An 18,205-nucleotide genomic window follows, 5' to 3' on the forward strand; every position below is an offset into this window, starting at 1 on the left:
CGCAACGGTGTGTAACCCTGTGTAACCGGATTGGCTAGGGTGGCCGGTGTGACCGATCAGGATCGGTTCCCACCTGCGCCTTCGCCCGCTCCGACCCCGGGGTCGCCCGATGATCCACTCAGTCCTACGCCAGGCGTTGCACACACGCGGCGACGAACCAGCGATCCTCTGCCACACCGGATCCCACGAGTCGACCCGTAAGGAACTCACCCGTCTGCGGCTGCGCCGCGACGACCTGCTGGTCGACCTGGACGCCCACACCCTGGGTGAGCCGTTCGAGGTCGCTTCGGTGGGCGCGGAGGGCCAGCCCGAGGCGGTCGGCCTGGTGGCGGTGGTCGCGGCCAGCCTCACCGACCTGCGGCGCAGCCTGACCGCCGCCAACGCGCTGCCGCCCGCCGTCCACCTGGTCGTGGTGGTCGCGGACACCCCTGGCCACCACGGCCCCCTCGTCCCCAGTCCGCCGGGGCTCGAGGAGTGGAACGACCTGCTCGAGATGCGCGTGCGCCGCCTGGGCAAACGCGGGTGGATCTGCGAGCTGTACTTCCCCGACTCCGTCGAGACCGGCCAGGCGCTCGACTGCGTCCTGCACGGGACCAACGGCGGGCGGCGGGGTCCGCGCCCCGTTCCGCTGGCCGGGGTGCACGGGCGGGGCGCGGCGCTGTGGCGGTCCGGCGACGCCGCCGCCACCGGGGTGAGCGCGACCGGACCGGTGCCGCTGCGCCGGGTCTCGCCCGTGGCCGACCTCGTGGTCCGCACCGACGACGGCGGTCTCCCGCTCTGGGAGGACGGGGTCGTGCCGCACCTGGACGTGCCCGGCCCGCAGTCGCCCGGCCGGAACGCGCCCCGGTCCCGAACAGCCCAACCCCCGACAACCCAGTCCCCGACAACCCAGTCCCCGACAACCCAGTCCCGAAGGCCGGAGGCCGGGGCCCGGGTCACCGAGCCCGACCCGGTGCACCCCCTCGCGCCCCTCGACGAGCACACCGTCAACCCGATCGGCTTCACCAAGAAGGCGGGCGGTCCCATGGGGGACCTGTGCACCCGGGACGGGCGCACCGTCCTGCGGGAGGGTACGAAGATCCTCTGCGTGGTACCCGAGGACGGCACGGTCACCGACCTGGACATCGGGCGGGCGCGCTACCTGCGCGGGGTCCGGGTGGACTGGTCCGGGCCCGCCACGCCGGTCACCGTGGTCCGCGCGGTGATCGCCCTGGCCGCCGGGGGAGTCCCCGTGATCAGCGGGCCGGTCCCCGACTGGGCCGCCGGGCTGGGCCCCGCGCTCACCGAAACCCTCACCGGGCCGGCGGAGAGCGAACTCGCCGACCCCTTGCGCCGGGAGGAGCACAGCGTCCGGCTGCGCCGCGCCTCGCTGCGCGTGCACGGCCAGCTGGTCCGCTGGCGCACCCTGGCCGCGCGGGCGGGCGTGCCGGTACCGCCCGACCCCCTGGTGTCGGTGATGCTCTGCACCCGGCGGCCCGAACTGGTGGGCTTCGCCCTGGCCCAGGTCGCCCGCCAGCGCGGGGTGCGGTTCGAGCTGGTCCTGGCCCTGCACGGGTTCTCCGCCGACCTGCCCGAGGTCCGCGCGGCCGTGGCGGACCTCGCCGCTACCGGTATCCCGGTCACGGTGCACGAGGCCCCCGCCGACCAGGTGTTCGGCGCGGTCCTCAACGACGCCGTGGACCGCACGTCCGGCAGCATCGTCGCCAAGTGGGACGACGACGACTGGTACGGCCCCGAGCACCTGGCCGACCTGTTGATGGCCCGGGCCTACTCCTGCGCCGACCTGGTCGGGGTCACCCAGGACCTCGTCTACCTGGAGGAGCTCGACCTCACCGTGTGGCGGAGCTACCAGACGGAGAAGCCCTCCCCGGACGTGGTGGGCAGCACGATCATGGTCGACCGCTCCGTGCTGCGTGACGTCGGGGGCTTCCGTCCGCTGCCGCGCGCGATCGACAGCCAGCTGCTCCTGGCGGTCCGCCGCGACAGCGGCCGGATCTACCGCACCCACGGCCTCGGCTACCTGCTGCGCCGCGCCGGACAGGGACACACCTGGGGGGCGGACATGGGCTACTTCCTGCGCAGGAGTACCCGGCAGTGGTCCGGCTGGCGGCCGAGCTCCCTGTTGGAGGGCGAGCCCGCCCCGCTGGGCCGGCCGAACCCGTTGGGGAAGCCCGGCCCACAGGCGGGACGGGCGCTGCTGCGGACCACCGATTACCAGGGAGGACAGTCGTGACCAGTGCGGACAACGTCTCAGAGCGCGGTCAGGGATCGCGCCCGGACACCCGGGTCCGGGTCGGGACGGTTCCGGCCCAGGCCGGGAGCCCCGACCGGCGGGACCCACCGGGCCAGCCCCGGGTGTTCCGCAACGACTACGCCCCGCTCACCCCGCCGCCGCTGGGGGAGTGGACGCCGACGCTGTCGGTGAGCGTGGTGATCCCGGCCCACGGCCACCAGGACAAGCTGGACCTGGTGCTGACCTCGCTGGCCGCGCAGAGCTACCCCGCCGAGCTCACCGAGGTGGTCGTGGTGGACGACGGCTCCCCCGAACCCCTCACCCTGCCCCGGGTCCGGCCGGGGAACACGCTGCTGGTGCCCTCGGCCCCGGGCGGCTGGGGTTCGGCGCACGCGGTCAACACCGGGGTGGCGGCCTCCTCCGGGCAGGTGGTGCTGCGCCTGGACGCCGACATGCTGGTCTACCGCGAGCACGTGGAGTCCCAGATGCGCTGGCACCACCAGGTGGACTACGCCGTGGTCATGGGCCACAAGATGTTCGTGGACTTCGACCCGGCCGCCATGGCCCCGGAGTACGTGTACGAGGAGGTCGCGGCGGGGCGGGCCGAAACGCTCTTCGACCTCGGGAGCGCCGACCCGCACTGGGTGGAGCGGTTCATCGACAGGAACGACCGGCTGCGTTCGGCCCACCACGAGGCCTTCAAGGTGTTCGTGGGCGCGACCGGCTCCCTGCACCGGAGCCTCTTCGACGCCACCGGCGGGCTGGACCCGTCCCTGATCCTGGGCGGTGACAGTGAGTTCGGCCACCGGTTGGCGCAGCAGGGCGCGGTGTTCGTGCCCGACCTGGACACCAGCAGCTGGCACCTGGGCCGTTCCCAGATGCAGGAGCAGCGTGCCGCCGGGACCCGTTACCGGATGCCGTACGTGTCCAACCGGGTGCCCGACTTCCACCTGCGCCGCAAGCGCCCCGAGCGACAGTGGGAGGTGCCACTGGTCGACGTGGTGCTGGACGTGGCCGGGCACACCCTGGAGGAGATCGACACCACCGCTTCGGCGCTGCTGTCCGGGACCACCCCGGACCTGCGCCTGTGGCTGGTCGGTCCGTGGGGCGCCTTGCACGGGGGCCGCCGCTCGCCGCTGGAGGAGGACGTCCTGGACCTGCGGCTGGCGCACGAGACCTTCCGCGGCGACCCGCGGGTGCGGTTCGTCGAGACCGAGCCGGGCACAGACCCGCGCGTGCCCTTCCGGCTGTACCTGGACGCCGGACCCGAGCCCTACCCCCAGGCCCTGGCCGAGCTGGTCCGCACCTGCGACTCCGCCGCGGCGGGGCTGCTGAGCGCACCCATGCCGGGCGCGCTCACGGCCGAGGAGGGGATGCTGCGCCTGGAGCGCACCGCCGCCTTCAGCCGGGCCCGCCACCTTGACCCCGAGGCCCGGGGCCGGGAACTGGACCGGGTGGTGGAGGAGGTCCACGGCATCCACTGGATGCCCGCGACGGACCTCATCCACGCTATCGGGCAGCAGGAGGACCGGCTGGAGGCCACGACGGCGAAAGCCGGGGCGGCGGGGACGGCGCCCCGAACGGACGGCGCGGAGGAGGGTTCGGCGGAGGTGGTCCGGCTGCGCGCCGAGCTGGAGCAGGCCAGGTCCAGGGGCGACCGGCTGCGCCGCCGCGCCGAGCGGGCCGAGCGCAAGCTGCGCTGGTTCACCCCGGGCCTGGTCCGCCGCGTCCTGCGCCGGATCGTCCGCTGAGAGTTTCGGGGGCGGGTCCCTGTCACCGCGGATCCGCCCCCGAACCCCGACCGCTCATGGAACCCAGAGGCCGAGGCTCTCGGCGACCAGGGCGGGGCGCTCCTGGCCCTCGATCTCCACGGTGTGGGTGGTGCTGACCAGGTAGCCCTTGGGGGTCTCCTTCACCCCGCTGAGTTCCACCGCGTCGCGCACCCGCGAGCCCACCGTGACCGGTTGGAGGAAGCGCACCTTGTTCAGGCCGTAGTTGATGGACATCTGCGGCTTCTTCGTCAGCGAGAAGATGCTCTGGGAGAAGTGCGCCAGCAGCGACAGGGACAGGAATCCGTGCGCGATGGTAGCGCCGAAGGGGCCTTCGGCGGCCCGCTCCGCGTCCAGGTGGATCCACTGGTGGTCCTCTGTCGCATCGGCGAACTTGTCGATGCGGTCCTGGGTGATCGTCAGCCAGTCGGTGTGACCCAGGTGTTCACCCTGGGCGTCGACGACCTCTTGGATGTCGGCGAATACGCGCACCACGCCTCCACGTTCGTTAGGGGTCCGGCGCACTCCGGGGGAAGCCGGACGGTGATGCGCGCCACTCTACCTAACGGTGTTCGGTTAAGTGGCGGCGGCACCCGGGTCCTTCGCCGCGGGCGCGCCCAGCAGCAGGGTCCGGGAGGTGAAACCCGGAAGCGAGGCCTCGTCCACGTCATGGCCCAGTCCGCTCTCGGCCAACGGCACCGGCACCACGCCCTCGTGCGCGCGCACCGGCGGAACCACCAGGTCACGGCTGCGACCACCTGCCCCCGGCATCTCCACCGGAAGGGTCGCGCCGGACAGGGAGGCCAGCGCGACCGTCGCCGCCCGGCCGACCCCGGTCACCGCCGAGGAACCACACCACACCTGCCATCCCGCGTCCACCGCACGGTCCACCGCGCGCCGGGCCGCGGTCAGCCCGCCCAGCCGGGCCGGGTCCACGTTCACGGCGCTCCCGGCCTCGGCCAGGACCGCCTCGCGCAGGTCCTCCACCGAGGAGAGCGACCGGTACAGCGCCACCGGGGTGCGCAGCTCGGCCGACAGCCGGGCGTGCGCGCCCAGGTCGTCGCAGGCGAAGGGGTCCTCGATCGCCAGCAGCCCCAGGGCGTCCAGCGAACGCAGGGCGTCCAGGTGCGCGGCGGACTCGGTGTAGCGCCCGCCCGCGTCCACCTGCAGCACCAGGAACGGGAAACTGGTCTGCACGGCCCGGACCACGTCGGTGTCCCAGCCCGGCTCGACCTCCAGTCTGATCCGCCGGAAACCCGCGCCGACCTGGCGGTTCACCTCGGTGACCACCGACTCCAGGGTCACCTGCCGGGGCAGGGTCACCCCGGCGGTGAGCGCGGTGCGCTCCCCGCCCAGGGCGTGTGAGAGCGGGGCGGCGCGCTGACGGCTCCACAGATCCCAGCAAGCGGTGTCGAGCGCGCCCACCAGCGCCGGGTCCCAGGGCAGGTCCGCGAAGGCGTCGGCCACCTCGGTCGGGCGGCGCCAACCGTGCTCCAGGAGGGCGGGAGCGAAGTCCCGGGAGAGCGCCTCCCACTGCTCGGCGGTTGCCCGGGACACCTCGCCCCAGCCGCTCAACTGCCCGTCGCTCGCCCGGACCAGCACCGGAACGGCTCCGTCGGCACCCCGACCGGCCAGTGACGGCCGCAGCCGCACCAGCTCGAGCTCGACGATCCGGGTCACCGTTACCGCTCCGGTGTGCGTCACTACTGTCCCACCTCATGTGTCGGGGCCCCGGTCACAGGCCCCACGGTCGGAAGGGCCCACCCTTCGACGGTACCCCCGCCCGACCGGCCCGACCACCCCGTCCACAGGGGATGATTCGGCCATGGTCCCCAGGTCGGGAGGGCTTTGGCCGGATGGGTGACGGTTCGTCGGGGGCCTCGCCGTGGGCTCTCTCACTCCGGAAGGCGGCGGGGCGGGTGAAGCCCGCACGACTCCAACGCCCGCGGCTGACACGCAAGGACGGCAGAGGGGCCGTCCCCCGGACGGCCCCTCACGCTCTTCTTCGGTTGTGCTAGGAGGCGAGCACCTCGGAGAGCTCACGGTGCTTCATGCCGTGCGCCTCGGCCACCGGCGCGTAGACCAGGTCGCCGTCGAAGGTGTTCAGGCCGTCGGCCAGCGAGGCGTCGTCGCGCAGGGCCTGCTGCCAGCCCTTGTCCGCCAGCGCCACCGTGTACCTCAGGGTGTCCTTGGTGAGGGCGTGCGTGGAGGTGTTGGGCACCGCGCCGGGCATGTTCGCCACGCAGTAGAACACCGTGTCGTGCACGGTGAAGGTGGGGTCGTCGTGTGTGGTGGGACGCGAGTCCTCGAAGCAGCCGCCCTGGTCGATCGCGATGTCGACCAGCACCGCGCCCGGGCGCATACGGGAGACGAGCTCGTTCGAGATGAGCTTGGGGGCCTTGGCGCCGGGCACCAGGACCGCGCCGATCACCATGTCCGACTCCAGCACGGACAGCTCCAGCTCGAAGGAGTTGGAGACCACCGTCTTGACCTGGCCCCGGTACAGGGAGTCGACGTGGCGCAGCTTGTTGACGTTCAGGTCGAGCACGGTCACGTCCGCGCCCATGCCCACCGCGATCTGGGTGGCGCTCAGGCCGGACACACCCGCGCCGATGACGGTGACGCGGGCCGGGCGCACACCCGGGACCCCGCCCATCAGGACGCCGCGGCCGCCGTTGGGGCGCTGCAGCGTCACCGAACCCACCTGCGGGGCCAGCCGGCCGGCCACCTCCGACATCGGGGCGAGCAGCGGCAGGGAGCCGTCGGGCAGCTGCACCGTCTCGTAGGCGATGCCGGTGACCTTGCGCTCCAGCAGCGCGTCCGTGCACTCGCGGGAGGCCGCCAGGTGCAGGTACGTGAACAGGGTCTGGCCCTCGCGCATGCGGTGGTACTCGGCGGGGATGGGCTCCTTGACCTTGAGGATGAGGTCGCCCGCGGCCCATACCTCGTCCGCGGTGGGCAGGATGCTGGCGCCCGCCGCCACGTACTCCTCGTTCGTGATGGAGGAGCCGACGCCGGCGTCGTGTTCGACGAAGACCTCATGACCCCGGCGGGTCAGCTCGTGGACACCCGCAGGGGTGATCGCCACCCGGTACTCGTGGTTCTTGATCTCACGGGGCACGCCGATGCGCACGGTTCCTCCAACTGGTATCGCCATCGATACCTCCCACTGTGACCTGCGAAGGCGCGTCCACGCTATCGCCAATGTGCATAGCTTTACGCTGCCATGTTGACAGCCTGTAAGTCGACTGTGTGCGGTGTGACACGGGTTAGGAGCGCGTTCCGAGACTCCCCGTGCCGAGAAGTTCCGTTCGGGCCGGGCGTCCGGACACCCACACCCGGTCCACCCTCCCGGTCAGCCGCATCCCGGCGTAGGGGCTGGGATCCGCCTCCGGGACCGCCAGCGCCTCGGAGTCGGCGAAGGCCACGAGGTCGGCGTCGAACCCCTCCTGGATCCGGCCCCGCCCGCCCAGCCCCAGTAGTTCCGCCGGGGCCAGAGAGGTCCACCGCGCCAGGTCCGCCAGGGACAGCCCGCGTTTGCGCGCCGCCGTCCACAGTGCCGACAGACTCCACTCCAGGGTGTGCAGGCCGATCGCGGGCAGGTGCCCCGAACCGACCGTCAGGATCGGCGAGTCCGGTTCCAGCAGCGCGCTCCACAGCGCCTTGCGGTTGGCGTCCGAACGCAGCGGCGGGCGGCAGGAGCGCGCCGGGGAGTCCGGGCGCGGGAACTCCGAGGGCAGACACAGGTAGTGGGGACAGGTGTGCGCGGTCATCTCCACCCCCACCGCACCGGCCGCGGCCAGCAGGGCCGCGCACTCGGCGGCGGTGAAGGGCGCGATGTGGGTGCGGGCGCCCACCACCCGGGCCGCCGCGATCACCCGTTCCAGCCCTCGCCGTTCGGCCCGGGGCGGCCGCTGCTCCGCCGACACCGCGGGGCGGCCCAGCTCGCGGACGTCCTCGGCGTGCACCAGCAGCAGCGCGTTCAGCGCGGCGATCTCGGCCATGGCCTTGCGCAGCTGCGCGTCGCCCAGCGCCGCCATGTCCGGCGCGCCCCCGTCCGACAGCGATCCCTGGAAGGCCACCACCCCGCCGGCGTGCAGGTCGGCCAGGTCCAGGGGGCCCGTACCCCGGGTCACTCCGCCGAGGAAGAGCACCGAGACCGCCGCCCCCGCCGCGGCCCGCTGGTGCACCTGGAGGGAGTCGGCGCAGGTGATCGCGGGCCGACCGGGCGCGGGGGAGGCCACCACACAGGTCACCCCGCCGCGCAGGGCGGCCTCGCCCACCGCCTGGTAGGAATCGGTCAGTTCCCGGCCGGGGACGTGCACCCCGGTGCCCAGGTCGATCGAGCCGGGCAGCAGGGCCGTGTCCCCGAGGTCGACCACCTCGCGCGCGGACATCTCGGCCGAGTAGGGGCCGATCGCCTCGATCCGGCCGTCCCGGATCCCCACGCTGGCGGGCCCGGCCCCCGCGGGGACCACCGTCCGCCTGGAACGGATGACACTGTCGAACTCGGGCATCGCCCTCCCCCTTCGTACGCTTCGTCGCGTTCGTGGTGCTGTGCGGCCGCCTTGAGGGACACGGCGGTGAGGGGTGACGGGCACGAGGGGCGCGGGTCCGTGGCCCCGAGCGGGGACGTCGAGCGTATCGCGAAGGCCCCGCCGGGAAGGGGGAAACGTCACTTCTCGCGGTCGGCTTTCCGGCTCCGCCCCGACAGACGAGGGCTTGGGGGGACGGGTGAGCGGGCCCAAGTCCGACACTGTGTAGTAAACGGTCTAACCTTGACGGAAGGTGTTCCTCCGTGCACGGCCCCTGCCGGACCCCGACTCGCGGCAGTAGCCAGGCGGCCACCACGGCCAGGGGTGCTGACCTGCCAGTTGACCGAACACGACGACGGAGTGGCGCGTGGCTCCTCCCGCACAGAACGACACATCCCCCAGGGGACACCAGGACCTGGATCCTGCTCCCGGCACCGCCAACGTGCCCCTGTACGCCCTGGCCGCCGCACTCGTGTGCGCGATCGCCCTGAGCGCCACCCTCATCCTGGGCGGCTCGGTCTTCGCGCAGGTCATCCCCGGCCTGCCCGACGCCGGCGAGGCGGTCCGCTGGGGCATGCCCATCGCCAAGACGGTCATGGACACCGCCGCGGTCCTGACCATCGGGCTCCTGCTGATGGCGGTCGTCCTGCTCGCCTCCGAGAAGGGACGGCTCTCCCCGCAGGCCACCGGCTACGTGCGCGGCGCCACCTGGGCCGCCCTGGCCTGGACGCTGTCCGCCGTGGCCACGCTGTACTTTCAGGCCTCGGAGTTCCTCGCCAAGCCCATGGGACAGGTGAGCATCGACGAGGTCACCGCCTACGCCGGGTCGGTGTCCGCGGGCATCTCCCTGATGTTCGTCATCCTCATCACCACCGGCATCGCGCTGTTCGGCCGCACGGCCGCCAGCGCGACCGGCGGCCTCTGGCTGCTGGTCGCCGCCCTGGTCGCGGTCACCCCGCCCGCCCTGACCGGGCACTCGGCCTCATCGGGCGCCCACGAACTGGCCGTCACCGGGCTGGCCCTGCACCTGATCTCGATCTGCGTGTGGGTGGGCGGTCTGGCCGCGGTCACCTACCACGCCATGCGCCGCGACGGCCAGGACCCGGCCGTGGCCGCGCACCGCTTCAGCCGCCTGGCCCTGTGGGCCTACGTCGGCGTGGCGATCAGCGGCGCCGCCAGCGCGCTGGCCCGCCTGTACTCGCTGGACGACCTGTTCGGTACCGAGTACGGCCTGATCATCGTGGTGAAGGTCGTCCTCTTCGCGGTCCTCGGTGTCCTGGGCTACCTGCACCGCTCCCGGGTGCTGGTCCGGATCGACGCCGCACCCGCCGGAAAGCGCGGGTACACCTTCCGCCGCAACGCCTTCCTGCGGCTGGCCGGGGCCGAGGTCCTCATCATGGCCGCCGTCATCGGCGTGTCCGTGGGCCTGGGCCGCACCGCACCGCCCCCGCCGCTGGAGAGCACCGTCGACCCGGCCGCCGCCATCCTGGGCTTCCCGATCCCGCCCGCGATGACCCTGGAGAACGTCCTCACCCTGTGGCGTCCGGACCTGTTCTTCATCATGTTCGTCGTGGTCGCCGGGTTCCTGTACCTGGCCGGTGTCCGGCGCCTGGTCCAGCGGGGCGACAAGTGGCCGATCGGCCGCACCGCCGCCTTCGTCCTGGGCCTGCTGACCATCGTCGCGGTCCAGCTCAGCGGGTTCGCGACCTACGCCATGATCATGTTCTCCATGCACATGATCCAGCACATGGTGCTGGCCATGGTCACGCCGATCCTGCTGGTGCTGGGCGCCCCGGTCACCCTGGCCCTGCGCGCCCTGAGGCCCGCCGAACAGCGCGGCGACCGGGGACCCCGCGAGTGGCTCAACGCCTTCCTGAACAGCCGGTTCTCGCAGGTCGTGACCCACCCGGCGGTGGCCGCCCCGATCTTCGTGTTCAGCCCGTACGCGCTGTACTTCACGCCGCTCTTCCCCACGCTGATGAACGACCACCTCGGTCACCTGTTCATGGGCGTGCACTTCCTCGTCTCGGGCTTCCTCTTCTACTGGGTGATCGTGGGGATCGACCCGGCGCCGCGCAAGCTCCCCTTCCTCCTGCGCATCCTGCTGCTGCTGGTGGTGATGGGCTTCCACGCGTTCTTCGGCATCGCGATCATGGAGCAGGCCACGCCGATGGCCATGCAGTACTACGGCCAGTTCGACATCCCCTGGATGGCCGACCAGGCCGCCGACCAGTACGCGGGCGGCGGTATCGCCTGGGCGCTGGGCGAGATCCCGACCGTCATGGTGATGCTGGCGCTGGTCGTGCAGTGGTCGCGCGACGACGAGCGCCAGGAGCGCAGGCGCGAGCGGCACAGCCGCCGCGGCGGTTCCGACGACGCCGACATGGACGCCTACAACGCCTACCTGGCCGAGCTCGACCGCCGCTCGCGCGCGGCCGCCGGTGAAATCGTGGAAGAACCCAGGAAGGACTGACCGGCTTCGAACCGAACAGGGGGGGCGTGCCCGGACGGGTACGCCCCCTGGACTGTGCGGCCCGCTCGTTGTTGGGTCGGACCCATGAGGACTTTCCGCTTCGGCGTCAACACGCTCCCGTCCGACCACGACGACTGGGCCCTCGGCTGCCGGGTCACCGAGGAGCAGGGCTTCGACCTGCTCCTGGCTCCGGACCACCTCGGCTCGCACTCACCCTTGGCGGCACTGGGCGCCGCGGCCGCCGTCACCACTCGGATGCGGCTGGGCACCTACGTGCTCAACAACGAGTTCTGGAACCCCGCGCTGTTGGCTCGGGAAGTGGCCACCCTCGACCGGATCAGCGGCGGGAGGTTCGAGCTCGGGCTGGGTTCCGGTTACATGAAGCGGGAGTTCGAGGACGCGGGGATCCCCTGGCTGCCGCACGCCGACCGTACCGCGAACCTGGTGGCGGCCCTGGACGAACTGGACCGGCGGTTGGCCGAGGGCGGACAGGAGCCCCGACCGGTGCAGTGCCCGCGCCCGCCGGTGCTGATCGGCGGCCACGGCCCCTCGACCCTGGCCCTGGCCGCCCGGCGCGCGGACACCGTCGCGTTCAGCGGGGTGACCCAGACCAGGGGCCGGAAGATGGGCGTGTTCACGATGGCGGGCGCGGCCGAGACCCGACAGCGTGTGGAGCTGGTGCGAGAGGCGGCGGGGGAGCGGGCCTTCGAGTCGGGCGTTCTCGTCCAGAAGGTGATCGTCACCGACGACGCCGAGAAGGAGGTCGCGCAGATCACCGAGCGGGTCGGCGAGGAGCTGCTGCCCAAGGGCGAGTCCCTTCTGGACTGCCCCTACCTGCTGGTGGGCACCCCGCGGGAGATCGCGGACACGCTGCTGCGCAGGCGCGCGGAGTTCGGGTTCACGCACGTGGTCACCCACGGGCCCTCCCGGGACGCCCTGGCCGAGGTCATTCCGCTGATCCGGGCCGCGGAGGCCGCCTGGGTGGCCGGGACGTAGGGGCCGATGGAGTCGGCGGGGAGAACCGGGAGCCGGAGCCGTTTCCTGCTGGGCGGTACCGGTCACGACTCGGGTGAGTTGGCGATGACCGTGCGGGCGACCTCGACGGCGGTGTCACAGGCGTCGTCCGCGCTGACCTGGACGAACAGCTCGTGCTCGTCGGAGGTGGCCACGAGGAGGTCGCACGAGTCCGGGAAGGCGGTGGTGAAGCCGGGGTAGCCCTCGACACTGGCGAACTCCCGGCCCTCGGCACCGGAGAAGGCGGCGGAGACGGTGGCGGCCACGGCGGACTCCGTGGCCAGGTCCTCGTCGAAGCGGTCCACGCGCACGTCCACGCTGGCGTCGACGCGGTTGGTGAAGTAGCAGTTGCCGTCCGACTGCGCGCTGCCGCTGCCGTCCTCGTGCAGGATGCCCAGTTCGACAGCGGTGGCATCCGGGACCAGGTCACAGGGGTGTTCGGCGTCGAGGTCCAGCGCGGGGACGCCGAACTGGTCGATGGAGTCCCGGTCGGCCAGCTCGACCTCGCCCGAGCAACCGCCGACCAGTACCACCGCCGCCGCCGTGGCGGCCCATCCCGGTCCGCGCATCCGTTGCTCCACCGTCGAGTGCGGTCAGTGCCCGGGCCCCTGCCACTGGGCGGGCAGGGAGCCCCGGCACGAAACTACAGAGCGTTGTTCCCCGGGCGGAACTTGTGGCCGGAAGCGGTCACGGGGGTGGACATCGGCCTCAGACGATGAAGGCCGCCACACCCGTCACCAGCAGCCCCACGACCAGGCAGACGACCAGACCGCTGAGCAGAACCGAGGCCGAGGGCCGGAGCTCACCCAGCGCGGGGCGTCCGCTCACCAGGGCCTGGCGGCGGGCCAGGAGCGGCAGCAGGGCGACGTTGACCGCGTACATCACGGCTGCCACCGTGCTCGCGCTGGCGAAGCCCACCCAGAAGCCGCCCCCACCGGACATCACGTTCAGCGCGCTCAGGGACGGGAGCACCACCAACAGCACCACCGAAGCGGCCCCGAAGACGGTGAGCAACCGGGACGAGGCCCCACTAGCGCTCCCGGAGACCACAAGGAGCAGACCGATCAGGGCCGCCACCACGATGGCGCCCCCGATTCCGAACACGGCGATGTTGACCAGCGAATTCACGCTGGTCATTCTCGCACCGTCGCGGCGGCGCCCCAACTCAGGGTGACCTTGGGGCGGTTCACACCGGGGAGAGGGGCGGGGCAGCCCTCGCCGACGGGGCTCAGCCGTGGTGCTCCACCCGGGATCCGCCCGCGGACTTGTGTACGCGCAGCCGGGTGGTCACGCGTTGGCGCAGGTCCGCGACGTGGCTGACCACACCGACCGCGCGACCGCCGTCGCGGAGGCGGTCCAGGACGTCCAGGACCTCCTCCAGGGTGTCCTCGTCCAGTGTGCCGAACCCCTCGTCCACGAAGAGCGTGTCGATCTCGGTACCGCCCGCCTCAGCCGTGGCCACGTCGCCCAGGCCCAGCGCCAGGGCCAGCGAACTGAAGAAGGTCTCCCCGCCGGACAGGGTCGCCGGGTCGCGTTCCACCCCGGTCCAGGCGTCGACCACGCGCATGCCCAGACCGCCAGCGGAGCGGGCCCGACCGTCCCCGGCGGCCTTGTCCACGGTGTAGCGCAGCTCGTAGCGGCCGTCCGACATCGTCAGCAGCCGGTGGTTGGCGGCCTCCACCACCTGCTCCAACCGGGCCGCCAGCACGTAGGCGGACAGCCGCACGCTGTCGGTGTTGTCCGGAGAGGTCCCGGCCGCCAGGGTGCTCAGCCCCTGGGCCACCGCGTAGCGGCGCAGCACCGGCTCCGAACCGGACAGCCGCTCGCCCAGCTCGGCGCGCAGGGAGACCAGACGGCGGGCCCGTTCGGCGAGCATCCCCTGCCAGGCCACCGCCCGGTCCGCGGCCTCGTCCGCCGCTGCCGCCGCGGCCTCCACATCCGCCAGATCCGGGGCGCTGGTCCGCTCTGCGGCCACCAGCTCGGGATCGGCCAGCTGTGCCTCGACCGCCGCCCACTGGTCGTCGAACTCCCGTGCCCGGGCACGCTGATCGTGGCGGCCGCGCTCGTCCAGGGCGGCCTCGATCACCGCTGCCTCGTCCGCGAAGCCGGCGTCGGCCAGGGAACGCTCGGCCTCGGCGGTGGCGGTGCGCAGCTCCTCGGCGGCGCGGCCGCGCAGCTCGACGGCGTCCGCCGCCCCGCGCAGCAGCTCGGCCTCACCGCGCAGGCGGGCGATCCGTTCGGCCAGCCCGGCGTCCGCGCCCCGGGCCCGGTCCAGCACCACGGTCAGCCGCTCGTGTTCCTTGGCGCCCTCCTCGCGGCGGGCCACCAGCTCGCTCTCCTCGCGGACCAGCTCGCCCTCTCGCTGGCGGGCCCGGTCCAGGTCCGCGGCGGCCTGGGCCAGCTCCTCCTCCAGACGGTGCACCTCGCGGGCGGCCGACCTGGCCTCGGCCAGCTCCCGCTTACGGGCGCCGACCTCCTCGGCCGCGACCGCCACGGTGCGGCCCTCGGCGCGCTCGGCGGCGGCGGCGTGCCGTTCCCGCAGCGCCACCAAGGAGTTCTCCGCCTCGGTGCGCCGGGCGGCGGCGGTGTCCGCGGCGGCCTGGGCGGATCGCTCCTCCTCGGCCGAGACCAGACCCTGCTCGCTCGGCCGGGCGGGGGAGGGGTGGTCGGTGGCCCCGCAGACCGCGCAGGGGGCGCCGTCGGACAGGTCCGCGGCCAGTTCGGCGGCCATGTGCGCGATTCGCCGTTCCCGCAGGTCCTGGGCCCGGTCTCGGGCGGCCTGGGCGGCGTCGACCGCGCCGCGGCGCAGTTCTTCGGCCCGCTCGGCCTCGGCGCCGAGCCGCTGCTGCTCCACGGCCGCGGTGTGCCGACGCTCGGCCAGCTCCAGGGCTGCCCTGGCGGGGTCGGTCAGCCCGGACTGCTCCCGGGCCCGGTTCAACTCCTTGGTGACCGTCTCCACCCGGGCGGGCAGTGCCTTGACGTGTTCGCGGGCCTGTTCGGTCTCGGTGCGCACTGCGGTGATCCGCCGGTCCAGCCCGGTGAGTTCGCGGTGCAGGGCGCGGCGGCGCTCGGCGTCTGCGCGCAGCAGGTCCAGGCGGGCGAGTTCGTCGTGGCGGGACCGCTCGGCCGCCCGCAGCGCCTGGGGGGAGTCAGGGCCGGTCAGCGCCTCGGCGTCGATGTCGGGCAGCCCGCCGACCAGCGCCAGCCGGTCGGTGACGGCCAACTCGGCCTTGTCCAGTACGGTGCGACGCTGGTCGCGGGCGTTCAGGTACGGCAGAACCGAGTCCGCGCGCTCGGCGGCGGCCAGGCGTGCGTCGATCCCGGACCGCCACTCACGCCGCTCGGCCAGCTGGGCGCGGCGCTCGCGGGCTCTGGCCAGGCGCTCGTGCCGGGCCACCAGCGCCCGCCCGGCGGTCAGGGCCTCCCGGGCCCGGTCCCGGGCCTCGGTGAAGTCGGCGGTGACGGCCTCGGCGTCACGTGCGGTGGCGGTCTGCACCGAGGCCAGCTCGGCGGCCCAGGCGGTGAGCTCCTCGGGTGCCTGCGGCGCGGTGGAGCGGCCGACCTCGGCGATGCGCCCGGAGACCGCGCGCACCTGCTCGGCGGCGGCGCGCACCTCCCGCTCCAGCTTCCTGGCGTGCCCGCCGAACCACTCCTCCACGTCCCGGAACACCCGGGTGTTGAAGATCCGCTCCAGGGACTTGCGCCGGTCGTCGGACTTGGCGCGCAGGAAGCGGGCGAAGTCGCCCTGGGGCAGCATGACGATCTGGCAGAACTGGGTGAGGGTGAGCCCCACCAGGTCGCCGACGAACTGCCCGGCCTCGTCCGGGCGGGTGGTGACCCCCTCCCAGCGGTCGCCCCGCCAGTCGAGGACCCGCACCTTCTGGTTCTCGGTGACGGTGCCCTTCCCGCGTTTCTTGGGGCGCTCCCAGCGCGGGTTGCGCTCGATCCGCACCCGGCGGCCCTGGACGGTGAACTCCAGGGTCACCTCCGGTTTGAGTTCGGGCGGTGCGTGGTCGCTCTTGGGGGAGCGGTTGTTGCCGCGGGCCCCGGGCACGTCGCCGTAGAGCGCGAAGCAGACCGCGTCCAGCACGGAGGTCTTGCCCGCGCCGGTGGGGCCGTGGATCAGGAACAGTCCGCCCTCGCCGAGGCGGTCGAAGTCGACCGCCTCGGTCCCGGCGAAGGGCCCGAAGGCGGTCATGGTGAGGCTGTGCAGCCGCATCAGCGCGTCCCTTCCTGGAGGCGGACCTCTTCCACCGCGCGGTCCACGAGCGCGCGCTCCTCGGGGCCGGGGGCGGTGCCCCTGGCCCACTCGACGAAGTCGGCGACCACTTCGCGCTCGGGGCGTTCGGCCACCGCGCCGGTGACCGGTCGCCGCTCCACGGGGCCGCCCTCGGGGTCGAACTCCAGCATCAGGGTGTGCGGGAAGCGTTCGCGCAGCCGGTCCATGGGTTGGGCCGGGCGGCGCGGGTCGGTGAGGGTGACCTGCAGCCAGTGGCCGGTGTACCGTTCCCACGTCCGGCTGGTGAGCAGGTCGTCCAGGCGGCCTCTGATCCGGGCCAGCGGGCGGGGGACGGGCGCCTCGGCGAACTCCGCCCCGGCGAAGCCGTCGGCGTCCAGGTCCACCAGCCAGTAGCCCTTGCGGTGGTGCTCCTCGGAGAAGGAGTAGGCCAGCGGACTGCCCGGATAGCGCACGGTGGGCGTGATGGTCTGGCGCCCGTGCAGGTGGCCCAGGGCTACGTAGTCCGCGCCGTCGTAGACACTGACGGGAACGTGGGAGGCGCCGCCCACGGAGATGTCGCGTTCGCTGTCGGAGGGCTCGCCGCCGGTGACGAAGGCGTGCGAGAGGACCACCGAGCGGGTGCCCGGACGCTGCGCGAGGTCGGCCCGGACCAGGTCCATGGCGTGCCCGATCGCCGCGGGATGGCCGCGTTCGGGCAGGTCCCAGTGGTGGCGGGCGATCTCCGGCTCCAGGTAGGGGATGCCGTAGAAGGCCACCGGACCGTGCTCGTCCTCGATGATCACCGGGGTGCCGATCCCGTCCAGGGAGCTGCGCAGGTGCACCCCGGAGGCGTCGATCAGGTCCGTGGCGAAGGACATCCGGGCCATGGAGTCGTGGTTGCCGCTGATCAGCACCGCCCGGGCACCGGTGGCCCGGATCCGGCCGAGCGCCCGGTCGAACAGGCGCACCGCGTCCACCGGCGGCAGGGCGCGGTCGTAGAGGTCACCGGCGACCACCACCACGTCGATCCGTTCGGTGCGGATGGTGTCGACGAGGTGGTCGAGGAACTCGGCCTGGGCTTCGACGAGGTTCTCCCGGTGGAAGGAGCGACCCAGGTGCCAGTCCGATGTGTGCAGCAGGCGCATGGAACTGGACATTACCCAAGTTCGCCGGGTTCCCGCCGGGAGAACCGTGGCCCCGGTGGATGACTCGGGGTCGCGGAGCTAGGCGCTCACAGCTTGCGGGCCAGGGTCAGGCCGTCGCCGATCGGCAGCAGGACCTGCTCGACCCGGCCGTCGTTCACCAGGTGGTCGTTGAAGTCCCGGATGCCCTGGACGTGCGCGGAGGTCTCCTCGGGGTCGATCACCCGACCGTGGGACAGGGTGTTGTCGGCCAGCAGCAGCCCGCCGGCCCGCATGCGGGGGACCAGCTCCTCCCAGTAGCCGACGTAGCCCTCCTTGTCCGCGTCCAGGAAGGCGAGGTCGAACTGCGGCTCCTCGGGTAGGGCGCGCAGCGACTCCAGGGCCGGGCCGATCCGCAGCGTGATCTTGTCCGCGACCCCCGCCCGCTCCCAGTACTTCCTGGCCACGGAGGTCCACTCCTCGCTGATGTCCAGCGCCAGGAGCGTGCCGTCCCCGGGCAGACCGCGGGCGAAGCAGATGGAGGAGTACCCGGTGAACGTCCCGATCTCCACCGCGTTCCGGGCCCCGGCCAGCTGGGTGAGCAGGGTGGTGAACGCGCCCTGCTCCGGGCCGATCTGCATCCCCTTGAAGTCGGGGAACAGCCGGGCGGTCTCCTCGGCCAGCTCGGCCAGGACCGGGTCCACCGGCTGGCTGTGGTCGACGATGTAGGCGTGTAGTGCGGGGCTGACGCCCTCTGAGCTTCGAGTCACGCGCCCCAGCCTAGAAGGCATCGCCCCACCGGGCCAGCGCTCTCCCCCCCCACAGATGATCTTGCTACCAG

At 72.9% G+C, this 18,205-nt stretch carries 13 protein-coding genes; 4 read left to right on the plus strand and 9 right to left on the minus strand.

The features are described 5' to 3' along the window. Positions 1–109: 109 nt before the first annotated feature. Together HNR07_RS00460 and HNR07_RS35375 are read left to right on the plus strand one after the other, a co-directional pair. Entirely contained in the window at positions 110–2,233 is a 2,124-nt protein-coding gene (locus HNR07_RS00460) for a glycosyltransferase (RefSeq protein ID WP_184360421.1), read from the plus strand. Then, complete coding sequence (locus tag HNR07_RS35375) at positions 2,230–3,984, plus strand: glycosyltransferase (RefSeq protein ID WP_184360424.1); 1,755 nt, start codon at positions 2,230–2,232, stop codon at positions 3,982–3,984. Before HNR07_RS00460 ends, HNR07_RS35375 begins: the two co-directional genes overlap by 4 nt. 54 nt (positions 3,985–4,038) lie before the next feature. On the opposite strand, the gene HNR07_RS00470 is transcribed toward HNR07_RS35375, so the two are convergent. From HNR07_RS00470 to HNR07_RS00485, 4 genes are all read right to left on the minus strand, one after another. Further along, complete coding sequence (locus HNR07_RS00470; RefSeq protein ID WP_017579517.1) at positions 4,039–4,494, minus strand: MaoC family dehydratase; 456 nt, start codon at positions 4,492–4,494, stop codon at positions 4,039–4,041. A gap of 84 nt (positions 4,495–4,578) precedes the next feature. Beyond that, positions 4,579–5,706 carry an enolase C-terminal domain-like protein gene (locus HNR07_RS00475; protein WP_184360427.1) on the minus strand — a complete coding sequence of 376 codons (1,128 nt, stop codon included), beginning with the start codon at positions 5,704–5,706 and terminating at the stop codon, positions 4,579–4,581. A gap of 310 nt (positions 5,707–6,016) precedes the next feature. Continuing rightward, positions 6,017–7,135 (minus strand): alanine dehydrogenase, encoded by a 1,119-nt coding sequence (gene ald, locus HNR07_RS00480; protein WP_184371178.1) that lies wholly within the window; start codon positions 7,133–7,135, stop codon positions 6,017–6,019. A 136-nt stretch (positions 7,136–7,271) separates the two neighbouring features. After that, complete coding sequence (locus HNR07_RS00485; protein ID WP_184360430.1) at positions 7,272–8,519, minus strand: amidohydrolase family protein; 1,248 nt, start codon at positions 8,517–8,519, stop codon at positions 7,272–7,274. A gap of 385 nt (positions 8,520–8,904) precedes the next feature. Between HNR07_RS00485 and HNR07_RS00490 the strand changes: the two genes are divergently transcribed. Further along, a complete protein-coding gene (locus tag HNR07_RS00490) occupies positions 8,905–11,010 on the plus strand; it encodes a cytochrome c oxidase assembly protein (protein WP_184360433.1) in 2,106 nt (701 codons plus the stop codon). A gap of 84 nt (positions 11,011–11,094) precedes the next feature. Then, complete coding sequence (locus HNR07_RS00495; protein ID WP_184360435.1) at positions 11,095–12,006, plus strand: TIGR03621 family F420-dependent LLM class oxidoreductase; 912 nt, start codon at positions 11,095–11,097, stop codon at positions 12,004–12,006. Between the two features lie 62 nt (positions 12,007–12,068). Here the strand turns inward: HNR07_RS00495 and HNR07_RS00500 are convergent, their stop codons facing one another. From HNR07_RS00500 to HNR07_RS00520, 5 genes are all read right to left on the minus strand, one after another. Then, positions 12,069–12,593: a DUF3558 family protein gene (locus HNR07_RS00500; protein WP_184360438.1), complete on the minus strand. Its 525-nt coding sequence runs from the start codon at positions 12,591–12,593 to the stop codon at positions 12,069–12,071. 139 nt (positions 12,594–12,732) lie between these two features. Continuing rightward, positions 12,733–13,161: a hypothetical protein gene (locus tag HNR07_RS00505; RefSeq protein ID WP_184360442.1), complete on the minus strand. Its 429-nt coding sequence runs from the start codon at positions 13,159–13,161 to the stop codon at positions 12,733–12,735. A 91-nt stretch (positions 13,162–13,252) separates the two neighbouring features. Continuing rightward, a complete protein-coding gene (locus tag HNR07_RS00510) occupies positions 13,253–16,243 on the minus strand; it encodes an AAA family ATPase (RefSeq protein WP_184360445.1) in 2,991 nt (996 codons plus the stop codon). After that, the gene (locus HNR07_RS00515) at positions 16,243–17,400 is read right to left on the minus strand and encodes an exonuclease SbcCD subunit D (RefSeq protein ID WP_184360448.1); all 1,158 of its coding nucleotides are present in this window, start codon (positions 17,398–17,400) and stop codon (positions 16,243–16,245) included. The genes HNR07_RS00510 and HNR07_RS00515 overlap by 1 nt, the downstream gene beginning before the upstream one ends. Positions 17,401–17,474: 74 nt before the next feature. Continuing rightward, positions 17,475–18,134 carry an O-methyltransferase gene (locus HNR07_RS00520; RefSeq protein ID WP_184360451.1) on the minus strand — a complete coding sequence of 220 codons (660 nt, stop codon included), beginning with the start codon at positions 18,132–18,134 and terminating at the stop codon, positions 17,475–17,477. Positions 18,135–18,205 lie beyond the last annotated feature (71 nt).

The organism is Nocardiopsis metallicus, from assembly GCF_014201115.1.
GTDB lineage: Bacteria > Actinomycetota > Actinomycetes > Streptosporangiales > Streptosporangiaceae > Nocardiopsis > Nocardiopsis metallicus.